Origin of the sequence: Enterobacter cloacae complex sp. P18RS (assembly GCF_014982105.1) — a bacterium.
Lineage (GTDB): Bacteria > Pseudomonadota > Gammaproteobacteria > Enterobacterales > Enterobacteriaceae > Enterobacter > Enterobacter hormaechei_C.
The window spans coordinates 1-12694 of the sequence record NZ_JADCKV010000035.1 but is presented as its reverse complement, the minus strand read 5'-3'; the positions used below and the strand labels follow the sequence as shown (position 1 = coordinate 12694).

Genomic DNA, 12694 nt, shown 5'->3' with positions numbered 1-12694 from the left:
CCAAAATGAAAGCCCGCCGGTAACGGCGGGCTTTTTTATTACGCTTCGCTCAACCGCTGCGTCGGTGCCTCGTCGCCGGCATTCATCCAGGGCGCGTGCAGAACCATGCTCGGCAGCGCCAGCTTGATCTCCTGCTGGTTCAGCCCCTCCAGAATACGGATATTGATCTCCTGCTGAATATCCATGTACTTGTTGTAGTCCGCCGTATTAACGATATGGACCACCTCGAAGGTCAGGCGATCGCGATCGAAGCCCAGGAAATGGGCGCGGTCAAACTTCGTTTCCCCGACGTCGGTAATGATCTGTTTGACCATATCACCCACTGAACGCAGTTTGTCCGGCGCCGTGTCGCTGGCAACCCCGAAGGTAAAGACGATCCGGCGCGTTTGCATCCGTTTGTAGTTATGCAGCGTCTGTTGCAGCAGAATGGCGTTCCCGCAGACAATCTGCTCCCCGCTCAGGCTGCGGATACGGGTGGTTTTCAGGCCAATGTGCTCTACCGTCCCGGCGACATCGTTAAACACCACAAAATCGCCAATTTCGAACGGCTTATCAAAACCGATGGAAAGCGATGCAAACACGTCGCTCAGGATCGTTTGCACCGCGAGGGCGATTGCAATACCCCCTACCCCAAGGCTGGCAACCAGAGCAGTGATGTTGACGCCCGCGTTAGCAAGAATAGACAGCAGCATCACTGACCAGACTATGGCACGGAGGATAAGCCCCGTGATCACCAGCGTCACCGGGTTTTTATGGCTTCCCGGCGCCAGCATGACGTGACGAAGCCACGACACCACCCCCTGATCCATCCACAGCGCCACCTGGATAGCGAAAACCAGGAACCAGGCGTGGCTCACGGTACCAAAGAGATGATCCGGTAAGTCGACGAAACGCAGGCTGAATAACAGCGCCACGACAAAAAGCAGGAAGCGGCTGGTGCGGTTAAGCATATCCGTCAGGATAAAACGCATCCGGTTGGTGGTGGGGTGCTTGTCGCCCCAGGTAGTGATCCCTTTCTTAACGAAGGCGATCAGACGCGTCAGCAGCCAGTACACCAGCAGAGTCACAAAAACCACCGTGGCGACGCCGATCCAGAAAGATGGCGTCATCATCAGCTCGATGATGTCGAAGCGGGACAAAAATCGCATTACACCTCCTCGTATTACACAAAGGGTAAAGTATAGACAGAGGAGAAAAGCTGGCCGCAGAAATAAGAAAACCGCCCCAGGGGGCGGTTTGTCAGGATAAAGTGCAATTACAGCGCTTTCAGGATCGCATCCACGCTGGCCTTGGCGTCGCCAAACAGCATGTGGGTGTTATCTTTAAAGAACAGCGGGTTCTGCACGCCAGCATAGCCGGTGTTCATAGAGCGTTTGAAGACAATGACGTTCTGCGCCTTCCACACTTCGAGAACAGGCATACCCGCAATCGGACTACGCGGGTCGTCCTGCGCCGCCGGGTTAACGGTGTCGTTGGCGCCAATCACCAACACGGTGTCGGTGTCGGCGAAATCATCGTTGATCTCGTCCATTTCCAGCACAATGTCGTAAGGCACCTTCGCTTCCGCCAGCAGCACGTTCATGTGGCCTGGCAGACGCCCCGCCACCGGGTGAATACCAAAGCGAACCTTGATGCCGCGCGCGCGGAGTTTCTCGGTGATTTCCGCCACCGGATACTGCGCCTGCGCCACCGCCATGCCATAGCCTGGGGTGATGATGACGGAATGCGAGTTTTTCAGCATCTCTGCGGTGTCTTCCGCGCTGATTTCACGGTGTTCACCCACTTCCTCATCAGAACCGGTTGATGAGCCGTCAGAACCGAAGCCACCCGCGATGACGCTGATAAACGAACGGTTCATCGCCTTACACATGATGTAAGACAGGATCGCACCGGAAGAACCGACCAGCGCACCGGTGACAATCAGCAGGTCGTTGCTCAGCATAAAGCCTGCCGCCGCCGCCGCCCAACCGGAGTAGGAGTTCAGCATGGAAACCACCACCGGCATATCTGCTCCGCCGATAGACGCCACCAGATGCCAGCCGAAAGCCAGCGCGATGATGGTCATCACCAGTAACGCCAGCACCTGCAAGCCTACGCTTTCGGTACGCACGAAGACCACCAGCAGCACAAAGGAAACGACCAGCGCCGCCAGGTTCAGCTTGTGGCGGTTAGGCAGCATCAGCGGTTTGGAAGAGATCTTCCCGCGCAGCTTGCCGAACGCCACAATCGACCCGGTGAAGGTCACCGCACCGATGAAGATGCCGAGGAACACTTCGGTCAGGTGGATGTTCACCAGAATCGGCTCCAGGCCCGGTTCGTGGTACAGGTAGCTGTTGAAGCCCACCAGCACCGCCGCCAGACCCACGAAGCTGTGCAGAATGGCAACCAGCTCCGGCATCTCGGTCATTTCAACGCGTTTCGCCAGACGAATACCAATCGCGCCGCCGATGATCATCGCCACCAGGATCCACGCCACGTTGCCGGTGTCCGGCCCAAAGATGGTGGCAATCAGCGCAATCGCCATCCCGGCGATACCAAAGTTATTTCCCTGCTGAGACGTTTCGTGTTTGGAAAGCCCCGCCAGACTGAAAATAAACAGGATTGCAGCAACAATGTATGCGGCTGTAACTAATCCTCCAGACATATGCTACCCCTTAGCCTTTACGAAACATTTTCAGCATGCGCTGAGTCACGGTGAAACCACCGAAAATATTGATACTGGCGATCAGCACCGCAATGAAGCTCAGGAAGCTGATCCAGCCGCCATGACCAATTTGCAGCAATGCCCCGACCACGATAATCCCGGAGATGGCATTGGTGACCGACATCAGCGGGGTATGCAGCGCATGGGAGACGTTCCACACGACGTAGTAACCCACCACGCAGGAGAGCGCGAAGACGGTGAAGTGGCCAAGGAACTCTTTTGGCGCGACATCCGCCAGCCAGCCAAACAGGATAATAACCAGCGCCATGATGGCGTATTTGCGCCACGGCGACGCAGGTTTTGCTGGCTCCGCGGGCTCTGGCGCCGCTTTCGGCGCAGCCTGAGGATGAGCGGAAACCTGAATCGGCGGTGCAGGCCAGGTGATTTCCCCTTCACGCACCACGGTAACGCCACGCACCACCACATCATCAAAATCAACGGTAATGTTGCCGTCTTTCTCTTTGCAGAGCAGCTTCAGCAGGTTAACGAGGTTCGTGCCGTACAGCTGAGAGGACTGGGTTGGCAGACGCCCTGGCAGGTCGGTATAACCGATCACCTTCACGCCGTTCGCGGTCGTCGTGACCTGGTTTGGCACGGTATACTCACAGTTACCGCCGTTTTGCGCCGCCAGATCGACAATAACGCTGCCCGGCTGCATGGAATCCACCATCTCACGGGTGATCAGCTTCGGCGCCGGTTTACCCGGAATAAGCGCGGTGGTGACAATGATGTCCACCTCTTTTGCCTGCGCCGCAAAGAGCGCCATTTCCGCCTTAATAAAGGCTTCAGACATGACCTTCGCGTAACCATCACCGCTGCCCGCTTCTTCCTTGAAGTCCAGTTCAAGGAATTCGGCGCCCATACTCTGCACCTGCTCCTTCACTTCCGGCCGGGTATCAAACGCGCGAACAATAGCGCCCAGGCTGTTTGCGGCCCCGATAGCGGCAAGACCTGCCACACCGGCACCAATCACCATCACCTTCGCGGGTGGTACTTTACCTGCCGCCGTAATCTGACCGGTAAAGAAGCGACCAAACTCATGCGCAGCTTCGACAATGGCGCGATAGCCGGCAATGTTCGCCATGGAGCTCAGCGCATCCAGAGACTGCGCGCGCGATATACGCGGCACGGAGTCCATCGCCATCACGGTGACACCGCGTGCTGCCAGCTTCTCCATCAGCTCCGGGTTTTGGGCTGGCCAGACAAAGCTCACAAGCGTCGTGCCCGCGTTCAGCAGTTCAATTTCACTCTCTTCCGGTGCGTTGACCTTCAGAATGATGGGTGATTGCCAGACCTCAGCACCGTCCACTACGTCCGCGCCAGCCTGAGTAAAGGCCTCGTCATCGAAACTCGCCAGTTTGCCCGCGCCGCTTTCAATCGCGACGGTAAAACCCAGTTTAAGCAGTTGCTCCACCGTTTTTGGTGTTGCCGCTACGCGGGTTTCATTGGCTAACCGTTCTTTTGGTACCCCAATACGCATAGTTTTCCCTTCCATCGGTTTTTGATGATGGTTTGTCGATAATTGCCCACGGTTTGTATCAATTTTCACCATCGAGATATCGACGGAGAATGATTAACCCCGGAAAATAAAACAGTAACAAACTTTCTATAACCTACTGAAAATAGCGCCCGTGATCTACCGCCAGAAAACACTATTTCTTACTTTATCTGTGAAAAATAAGCGATCGGGGTCACTGACAGAGATATTTACCTTAAATTCGCCTTCAGGACCGATAAATCGCGCAAGCGAAGCGGTAAAAACATGATATAGCGCCATAAAAGAACAACTCATTAACATTAAATTAACTTGTAAAAGTCATATGCTTAATCAGTTTTGCTTGTGAAGCGCCTGTTTTTTCCACATATCACAAAATGTTATCGAATCAGGTCCTTTGGTGAGCACAGGCTGTGAAAAATGCCGCAGACAGCGACGGGTGTTAAATGCCATAATCGGGACCGTCTCAAATTAACAACAACACCAGTACATGGTTTGCGCAAGGCGAAGGATTATTTTTATGAAGCTTAAGAACACACTCCTGGCGTCCGCACTTCTTTCCGCGACCGCCCTGTCTGCGAATGCCGCGACAGAGTTGACGCCGGAGCAAGCGGCAGCGTTAAAACCTTTTGACCATACGGTCATTGTGGGTCGCTATAACTCAATTGGCGATGCCGTCGCCGCCGCATCAAAAGCCGCCGATAAAAACGGCGCTGCCTCGTTTTACGTTGTTGACCAGTCCGATCAGGGCAACAGCGGCAACCAGCGCGTGACGATTGCGCTGTACAAAGAGAATGCCCCAAAAGCAGATGAACAGAAAAACCGCGTGATTAACGGCATTGTTGAACTGCCGAAAGATCAGGCTGTTCAGCTGGAACCGTATGACACCGTGACCGTTCAGGGCTTCTACCGCAGCCAGCCTGAAGTTAACGATGCCATCACCAAAGCCGCGAGAGAAAAAGGCGCTTACGCGTTCTATATCGTGCGTCAGGTTGATGCCAACCAGGGCGGAAACCAGCGCATCACCGCCTTCATCTATAAGCAAGATGCGAAAAAACGCGTAGTACAAAGCCCGGATGCCATTCCAGCGGATTCAGATGCGGGACGTGCCGCGTTAGCGAAAGGCGGTGAAGAAGCGAAGAAAGTGGAAATTCCGGGCGTTGCAACCTCGGCGGCACCAAGCGCTGAAGTGGGTCGTTTCTTTGAAACCCAATCCACCAAAGGCGGTCGTTATACCGTTACGTTACCAGACGGCACGAAAATTGAAGAGCTGAACAAAGCCACTGCCGCGCAGATGGTTCCGTTCGACAGCATCAAGTTTACGGGCAACTATGGCAACATGACGGAAATCTCCTATCAGGTGGCGAAGCGTGCTGCGAAGAAAGGCGCGAAGTATTACCACATCACCCGCCAGTGGCAGGAACGTGGTAACAACCTGACCATCAGCGCCGATCTGTACAAGTAACAAAACGGTTTCATAAAGGCGGCGCAGTGCCGCCTTTTTTGTTACTTTTTTTCTGATTTCTGCCACACGTCATTGCATGCACCCTTCACACTCCGTAAAATCCCGCGCCTTAGCGTGATCCACCATTTTTATGCGCCTTAGCGAAATAATTATTCTGGATTTGGACTTTTCATAACAGGAAGCCAATGGAAAAGAAACTTGGCCTGAGTGCTTTAACTGCACTTGTATTGAGCTCAATGCTGGGCGCGGGCGTATTCAGTTTGCCGCAGAACATGGCGGCCGTCGCCAGCCCGGCCGCATTACTGATTGGCTGGGGCATTACCGGTGTCGGGATTTTGCTGCTGGCGTTCGCCATGCTGCTGCTGACCCGTATCCGACCGGATCTGGACGGCGGAATATTCACTTACGCCCGGGAAGGTTTCGGCGAGCTGATCGGCTTCTGCTCCGCCTGGGGTTACTGGCTGTGCGCGGTGATCGCCAACGTCTCCTATCTGGTTATCGTCTTCTCGGCGCTCAGCTTCTTTACCGACACGCCCGAACTGCGCCTGTTTGGCGACGGCAATACCTGGCAGTCCATCGTCGGCGCCTCGGTGCTGCTGTGGATAGTTCACTGGCTGATTTTGCGTGGCGTTCAGACCGCGGCCAGCATTAACCTGGTGGCGACGCTGGCCAAGCTGGTGCCGCTTGGCCTGTTCGTCGTGCTGGCCTTCCTCGCCTTCCGTCTCGATGTCTTTACGCTCGATTTCAGCGGCATTGCGCTGGGCGTCCCCGTTTGGGAACAGGTGAAAAATACCATGCTGATCACCCTGTGGGTGTTCATCGGCGTTGAAGGTGCCGTCGTGGTCTCTGCCCGCGCGCGTAACAAGCGCGATGTGGGACGCGCCACGCTGCTGGCCGTACTGGCGGCGCTGGGCGTTTATCTGCTGGTGACGCTGCTGTCGCTCGGCGTGGTAGCTCGCCCTGAACTTGCGGAAATGCGTAACCCGTCCATGGCAGGGCTGATGGTGAAAATGTTGGGTCCCTGGGGGGACGTGATTATCGCGGCGGGTCTGATTGTTTCCGTTTGCGGCGCCTATCTGAGCTGGACCATTATGGCAGCGGAAGTCCCGTTCCTGGCCGCCACGCACAAAGCGTTCCCGCGCCTGTTTGCCCGTCAGAACAAAAACAGTGCGCCATCGGCCTCTCTGTGGCTCACCAACATCAGCGTGCAGGTCTGTCTGGTGCTGATCTGGCTCACAGGATCGGACTATAACACGCTGCTGACCATCGCCTCCGAGATGATTCTGGTACCCTATTTCTTAGTGGGCGCATATCTGTTAAAAATTGCGACCCGCCCGGCACACTATGCGGTAGGCGTCGGCGCCTGTATTTACGGTCTATGGTTGTTGTATGCTTCCGGACCGATGCATCTGCTGCTGTCCGTGGTGCTCTACGCGCCGGGCCTGCTGGTGTTTATCTACGCTCGCCGTACACATCAGCTTGATAATGCCCTTAAGCGCCGCGAAATGGCATTGATAGGTTTGCTGTTAGTCGCTGCCGTACCGGCAACGTGGATGTTAATGGGATAGCGCCGCCTGTCCCATTTTTGAACTGAAAAGGAGATTACGATGGGACACACGCAGCAACGCCCAATATTGATCACTGGCGCAGGCCGTCGCATTGGCCTCGCCCTCGCCCATCACTTTCTCAATCTTCGCCATCCGGTTATCGTCAGTTACCGCACGGAATATCCCTCCATTGAAGGGCTACGAAATGCCGGAGCAGTCTGCATTCAGGCGGATTTCTCCACAGATGAAGGTATTCTCGCCTTCGTGGACAAAGTGAAGTCGACCACCCACGGACTGCGGGCGGTTATTCACAACGCCAGTACCTGGCTTCCCGAAAAAGCAGGACATTCACTCAGCGAAACGCTCGCCTGCATGATGCAGATCCACGTTAATGCGCCTTATCTGCTCAACCATGCCCTACAGGATTTGCTGCGCGGACACGGCCATGCCGCAGGAGACATTATCCATTTCACCGATTACGTGGTGGAGCGAGGAAGCGACAAACACATCGCCTATGCGGCCAGCAAAGCCGCGCTGGATAATATGACCCGCTCTTTCGCACGCAAGCTGGCGCCCGAGGTAAAGGTCAACGCGATTGCTCCGGCGATGATTTTATTTAACGAAGGCGATGATGCCGAGTATCGTCAGCAGGCGCTCAACAAGTCGTTAATGAAAATTGCGCCCGGCGAGAAAGAGGTGATCGACCTGATCGATTATCTGCTGACCAGCTGTTACGTCACGGGCCGAACGTTTGCCGTGGACGGTGGCCGCCCCCTGCGCTAGTGAAAGCGGCTCCAGAAGAAGATGAGCACCCAGGCGCTGAGGCTCCAGCAGACCACCGCCCCGCCCAGCGCCATGGGCAGACGCAGAAAACCGGTGAAGTACCACAGCGACAGCAGGTAAATAAAATACGGGATGATCGACCACATCCCGAACACAATGGTGGCGCGCAGCGCCTCAATACCCCGCTCAGAGGCCACAATATAGTGCGCGATTAACGCAAAGGTGGGAAACAGCGGGATCAGCCCGGCAATGTAGTAGTTCTTCGTTTTAGCCAGCACCCCAATCAGCAGTACGACCAGCGCACCCAGCGCGGCTTTTATCACCAGCCCCATTCTTTTCCCTTAACAATCAAATAACATTCCCGTGCAGGATAACGGAACTCCGGCTAATTTTGAAAGATTAATGGAAGGTTAAGGTTGCGCGGTGTATGTTGACGTTTTTCGCGATGACAGACGTTGTATGAATAAGATTGTTTATGTTGAAGATGAACCCGAGGTGGGGCAATTAATCGCCGCTTATCTGGTTAAACATGATATGGAAGTGGTTGTCGAGCCTCGTGGCGATCGCGCTGAAGACGTCGTCAACCGCGAAAATCCGGATCTGGTGTTGCTGGACATCATGCTGCCCGGGAAAGATGGTATGACGCTATGCCGGGATCTGCGCGCGAAATGGGACGGCCCGATCGTGCTGCTGACCTCTCTCGACAGCGATATGAATCATATTCTGTCGCTTGAGATGGGCGCAAACGACTACATCCTGAAAACCACGCCGCCGGCGGTTCTGCTAGCCCGTTTACGCCTCCATCTGCGTCAGCGTGCCAGCGCTGAGCGTGAAGCGCCTGCGCCCTCCTTAACGCCGCATAAAGCGATGCGTTTCGGCACACTTTCTATCGACCCGGTCAACCGACAGGTTATGCTTTCCGGGGAGCTGATTGCGCTCTCAACCGCAGATTTTGACCTGCTGTGGGAGCTTGCAACCCATGCCGGACAAATTATGGACCGGGATGCATTGCTGAAAAATCTGCGCGGCGTAAGTTACGACGGAATGGATCGTAGCGTTGATGTGGCGATTTCACGACTGCGTAAAAAACTGTTGGATAACGCCACGGAACCTTACCGCATCAAAACCGTACGCAACAAGGGCTATCTGTTTGCACCGCACGCCTGGGAAACCTGAAAAAGGGGCCAACTGGAATATTCAAAAAATAACTGACGATGCATCGGAATTGTTATCGGTATTCGTCGAAAGTTATCGATTATATGCATCGTCAGTTATGACATATCCTCTGGTCTGATTCCTCTCTCCAGTTCTATTCGATGTGCATTTTTCGCGTAAACAAAAGTAGCGCTAATGTATTTGATTGCTATAGTACAATATATATTCAGCAGAGCAGGCACCATCATCGATCAAAAATCCGTCACTTAAATGCACATTAGGCTAAAAATGATCTTTACAATTGACTTAATCATTATCTTATCCTTATGAAAACAAAGGGGATAATGGCGAACATATAAATAATATCGATCTTTTTCAATAGCTTACGTGTTTGCAGAAATCTAATTCTCATGCTAAACCTTATACTCTCTCAATTATTTAATGAAAGAGGTATAGCAATGTCATGGAGAGTCATTAGCTCGGTAATTTGTCCTAACACGGGAATCGTTTATTCAAGCATCTTGGGACTCAAGTTCTTGAAACTCATCATTTGGTATGAAAGCGATGTCTATTTGTACCCCGGTGACAGGATATATCTGACAAAAAATGGCGTCTTCATAAATGGTGTTTTCAAGCCTATATCGATATACAACATATCACCTTACAACGAAATGTTGTGGAGTGAAATTAAAAACAAGATGGCCTGCCCATACAATCGAAACCAGCACGAGGAGATATGCACTTACGCGGTGCATTGCAACGCGCGGAAATGCCCGCATGGGTTTGCCACCAACCCACTGATTGTCAGCACAGGTAAATCCAGACATTAGCGAAAATCGGAAATATTGAGATCAAGATAATTAATATTTCTGCTGCACCGCCTTTGTCCGGATAAATCTCCGTGACTACAGCCCAAATGCTCCTGTGGGGACATTTGGGCTGTAGTCACGCCTGGCAACTCTGGCTTCTTGTACCAAATTAATTTTTATTGTGCAATTTTAAGCAAGCCATCCGGAAGGCTAAAATAAAAATTGCTAATTAACCCTGCCCGTGCATTAATGGTCTCGTTAGTCCGATCCAATAATAGTTGGACAAGTTGCATGACAATTCTCATAACCAGGCGCTATCGCTGATATCCCCTCCTTTTGAGTCCACACCTTAGCATTATATGTTTATTAGCTTTTATATCACTTCGGAAATGTTCAAATGGAGTCTTTATGTCATCAAAAATTTTAGGTCTGGTTAAGTGGTTTAAGGAAAATAAAGGCTTTGGTTTTATCTCCCCTGTAGATGGCAGCAAAGATGTTTTCGTGCATTTCTCTGCCCTTCAGGGAGAGAACTTCAAAACACTTTTTGGAGGTCAGAAAGTCGAATTTATCATCGTAAGCGGCGATAAAGGCCCTGCTGCTGCGAATGTAACGCTTTGCGATAAATAATATCAGCACACAGCCGCGTTGACGATGATGTTGCTTCTGGCTCGTGGACTGCACAAGCAGTCTACAATCCGATGCTAACTGCTTGTAAATCAGTAAAGTGTTATTGAGGTCAGGTGACCGCGAAAAACATCGTCTCTTCCACTTCTTGTATGAGTATTTCTTCAGAGACGCTGAGAGGATTTAAACAAAGCGCTACAGTAGGGACAGACAAGTTGGGCCCCCTTTTGTATGCGAGTGAAACTGTGCTCTGACTCTTTAGCGCAGTTTGGACATGAACATTTGACTAAATAATTGCGACGAAGTTGCGAGTTTTTACGTCCCGACATAGGCTGCTCCTGAATGAAAAGGGTTGCCACCATACACGTTAAGGCAGGATATTGCTTGCTTTTATTTCCCAAAGAGAGCAAAAAAAGGAAAGGAGCCACGCTTATGGAACATTCTTACCTTGCACAATAACAAAGAGATATAGAGTGATATATGAAAAAGGTGATCATTTTTTTTAATGCCAACCCCAGCAAAGTCATTATCGTGCTTAAGGGCATAACGTCTGTACGCCAGACATATCCGGATGGTGAAGAAATAAATCTTCAGATCATGACTGCAAGCTTTCCGTCGTTGACGGGAGATCATAATTCTATCTATGTTGCTTCAGACAGGGAACTTACCTCTCAGGAAATATCTGATGCTGCCAAACAATATTTATAATATTTTCTGTCACTAGTCCGGTTAACAACACAGCATTTATTTCACTCAGAATGAGAAAAATTACAATCCATCATTATTAATGCCTGCAAAATGCAGGCTTTTTTACGACATTGCCCTTTAAATTTAACTATTCCGCATAATCGTGCTGCTCACTTTGCTCCCTCTGTTTCCGAAGAAAGTGTATCATCAACCTTCTTCGCTCCTGTGGTGATATGGATGTCCACGCAGGGCTGACGAAGTAAAGCCGGGTTCTTAATTGATTGATTTAGCGGTGCTATCCAATGAAAAAGCTGTTTGTGCAGTTTTAGTGTGCAGAAAATCCGCAACTCATTGAAATGGCTTAATTTATCATGATTTCAATGAGTTAGCCAAAAACATTTAACGGACATCTACGGACGTGCACGGTCTTTTTTGTGCCCCTATCGGTGTCCCTTCTTTCAAAATGCCCCCAAATCTGCCCCCAAAATCCCCCTCTTTTGCGTAGCTCTTTCCAGTTTCGCAACGTCCCGCTTTACGCCCATCTGACGTCTAACCATAATCACAACCGATCCGATTGTAAGACTTAACCAGCGCGCGCTACTTTTTCTCCCTGCCCTATACTTTCAGTCTGACTGACTGGAGGTTTCTATGTGTGGACGTTTTGCACAAGCCCAAACCCGTGAAGAATATCTGGCATATCTGGCCGATGAAGCCGATCGTGACATCGCTTATGACCCGGAACCTATTGGCCGATTCAACGTCGCACCCGGTACCAAGGTCCTGCTACTGAGCGAACGCGACGAGCAGCTGCACCTCGATTCGGTGCTGTGGTCATACGCGCCTGGGTGGTGGGATAAACCGTCGTTGATTAACGCGCGCGTAGGAATCGTGGCCACAAGCAGAGTGTTCAAACCTCATGGGCAATAAGAATAGCCCTACTACATCGAGCGGACTTTATTCACGGCATCTATCGTCAATCAGCCATTCTAAGGGTACAATTTATATTCAGTATTTTCTGAATGTGACATCAATAAAATGTTTGTGTAAATATTAACCACTTCGAGTTAAAAAACACCTCGTAATTAAAGAACAATGAAATTGATTCACAATGATATCTTCAGACATTTTCACTTGAAATTGATAGTTCGCGATAGAGACTCCGTTTATCACTACTTTCGCTTTCCTTAAATGAAGTTCACATGATCACCCTCATATCTATCGACCAACATTTATTCAATAGGCTTTATAATCACAGGTGTATTCAGCTCTAAACTGTATAATGTAAGCTACTGTACCAACAGAAATTTAGTAAGTTTTTTTAGTTATTTAACTTGCCCATGCAATGAATAGTAGCTTCAAATGAAAATATAACAAAACATCTAATTAAAATAGCATAGAATATCCTTACAATAACTGTGGTATAAA

General features: G+C 51.1%; 12 protein-coding genes and 1 pseudogene. 8 read left to right on the top strand and 5 right to left on the bottom strand.

Annotated features, from left to right (window positions below):
- Positions 1-38: 38 nt before the first annotated feature.
- The 3 genes from INF61_RS21370 to pntA all read right to left on the bottom strand — a co-directional run bounded on the left by INF61_RS21370 (position 39) and on the right by pntA (position 4184).
- A complete protein-coding gene (locus INF61_RS21370) occupies positions 39-1148 on the bottom strand; it encodes a mechanosensitive ion channel family protein (protein ID WP_017694101.1) in 1110 nt (369 codons plus the stop codon).
- 107 nt (positions 1149-1255) lie between these two features.
- Positions 1256-2644 (bottom strand): Re/Si-specific NAD(P)(+) transhydrogenase subunit beta, encoded by a 1389-nt coding sequence (gene pntB / locus INF61_RS21365; RefSeq protein ID WP_003857541.1) that lies wholly within the window; start codon positions 2642-2644, stop codon positions 1256-1258.
- Positions 2645-2654: 10 nt separating this feature from the next.
- Entirely contained in the window at positions 2655-4184 is a 1530-nt protein-coding gene (pntA, locus tag INF61_RS21360; RefSeq protein WP_193548110.1) for a Re/Si-specific NAD(P)(+) transhydrogenase subunit alpha, read from the bottom strand.
- 535 nt (positions 4185-4719) lie between these two features.
- Here pntA and ydgH point away from each other — a divergent pair.
- The 3 genes from ydgH (at position 4720) to folM (ending at position 7994) form a co-directional block, all read left to right on the top strand.
- Complete coding sequence (gene ydgH / locus INF61_RS21355; RefSeq protein WP_000769339.1) at positions 4720-5664, top strand: DUF1471 family protein YdgH; 945 nt, start codon at positions 4720-4722, stop codon at positions 5662-5664.
- Positions 5665-5849: 185 nt separating this feature from the next.
- Positions 5850-7232 carry an amino acid permease gene (locus INF61_RS21350; RefSeq protein WP_003857548.1) on the top strand — a complete coding sequence of 461 codons (1383 nt, stop codon included), beginning with the start codon at positions 5850-5852 and terminating at the stop codon, positions 7230-7232.
- A 39-nt stretch (positions 7233-7271) separates the two neighbouring features.
- Positions 7272-7994, top strand: coding sequence for a dihydromonapterin reductase (folM, locus tag INF61_RS21345; protein ID WP_063413496.1), 723 nt, complete (start codon positions 7272-7274; stop codon positions 7992-7994).
- On the opposite strand, the gene INF61_RS21340 is transcribed toward folM, so the two are convergent.
- Complete coding sequence (locus tag INF61_RS21340; protein WP_015570648.1) at positions 7991-8326, bottom strand: GlpM family protein; 336 nt, start codon at positions 8324-8326, stop codon at positions 7991-7993. The genes folM and INF61_RS21340 overlap by 4 nt on opposite strands.
- Positions 8327-8453: 127 nt before the next feature.
- Here INF61_RS21340 and rstA point away from each other — a divergent pair, with 127 nt between their 5' ends.
- From rstA to INF61_RS21325, 3 genes are all read left to right on the top strand, one after another.
- Positions 8454-9170, top strand: a complete 717-nt coding sequence (gene rstA / locus INF61_RS21335; RefSeq protein WP_063413497.1) for a two-component system response regulator RstA — start codon at positions 8454-8456, stop codon at positions 9168-9170.
- A gap of 389 nt (positions 9171-9559) precedes the next feature.
- Positions 9560-9979 (top strand): anti-adapter protein IraM, encoded by a 420-nt coding sequence (iraM, locus tag INF61_RS21330; protein ID WP_370553206.1) that lies wholly within the window; start codon positions 9560-9562, stop codon positions 9977-9979.
- Between the two features lie 387 nt (positions 9980-10366).
- Complete coding sequence (locus tag INF61_RS21325; protein WP_063413498.1) at positions 10367-10585, top strand: cold shock domain-containing protein; 219 nt, start codon at positions 10367-10369, stop codon at positions 10583-10585.
- A gap of 161 nt (positions 10586-10746) precedes the next feature.
- On the opposite strand, the gene INF61_RS22965 is transcribed toward INF61_RS21325, so the two are convergent.
- Positions 10747-10911: a YnfU family zinc-binding protein gene (locus INF61_RS22965; protein WP_213083756.1), complete on the bottom strand. Its 165-nt coding sequence runs from the start codon at positions 10909-10911 to the stop codon at positions 10747-10749.
- A 151-nt stretch (positions 10912-11062) separates the two neighbouring features.
- Here INF61_RS22965 and INF61_RS21320 point away from each other — a divergent pair, with 151 nt between their 5' ends.
- Both INF61_RS21320 and INF61_RS21315 read left to right on the top strand, forming a co-directional pair.
- A complete protein-coding gene (locus INF61_RS21320) occupies positions 11063-11290 on the top strand; it encodes a hypothetical protein (protein ID WP_017384578.1) in 228 nt (75 codons plus the stop codon).
- Positions 11291-11917: 627 nt separating this feature from the next.
- A pseudogene (locus INF61_RS21315) lies at positions 11918-12193 on the top strand (SOS response-associated peptidase family protein); the annotation flags it as partial.
- Between the last annotated feature and the right edge of the window lie 501 nt (positions 12194-12694).

Coding starts and splice junctions, on each gene's coding strand:
- pntA (WP_193548110.1), bottom strand. CDS start 4,184: ATGCGTATTGGGGTACCAAAAGAACGGTTAGCCAATGAAACCCGCGTA.
- INF61_RS22965 (WP_213083756.1), bottom strand. CDS start 10,911: ATGTCGGGACGTAAAAACTCGCAACTTCGTCGCAATTATTTAGTCAAA.
- INF61_RS21350 (WP_003857548.1), top strand. CDS start 5,850: ATGGAAAAGAAACTTGGCCTGAGTGCTTTAACTGCACTTGTATTGAGC.
- INF61_RS21340 (WP_015570648.1), bottom strand. CDS start 8,326: ATGGGGCTGGTGATAAAAGCCGCGCTGGGTGCGCTGGTCGTACTGCTG.
- ydgH (WP_000769339.1), top strand. CDS start 4,720: ATGAAGCTTAAGAACACACTCCTGGCGTCCGCACTTCTTTCCGCGACC.
- folM (WP_063413496.1), top strand. CDS start 7,272: ATGGGACACACGCAGCAACGCCCAATATTGATCACTGGCGCAGGCCGT.
- INF61_RS21370 (WP_017694101.1), bottom strand. CDS start 1,148: ATGCGATTTTTGTCCCGCTTCGACATCATCGAGCTGATGATGACGCCA.
- INF61_RS21325 (WP_063413498.1), top strand. CDS start 10,367: ATGTCATCAAAAATTTTAGGTCTGGTTAAGTGGTTTAAGGAAAATAAA.
- iraM (WP_370553206.1), top strand. CDS start 9,560: ATGCTAAACCTTATACTCTCTCAATTATTTAATGAAAGAGGTATAGCA.
- rstA (WP_063413497.1), top strand. CDS start 8,454: ATGAATAAGATTGTTTATGTTGAAGATGAACCCGAGGTGGGGCAATTA.
- pntB (WP_003857541.1), bottom strand. CDS start 2,644: ATGTCTGGAGGATTAGTTACAGCCGCATACATTGTTGCTGCAATCCTG.
- INF61_RS21320 (WP_017384578.1), top strand. CDS start 11,063: ATGAAAAAGGTGATCATTTTTTTTAATGCCAACCCCAGCAAAGTCATT.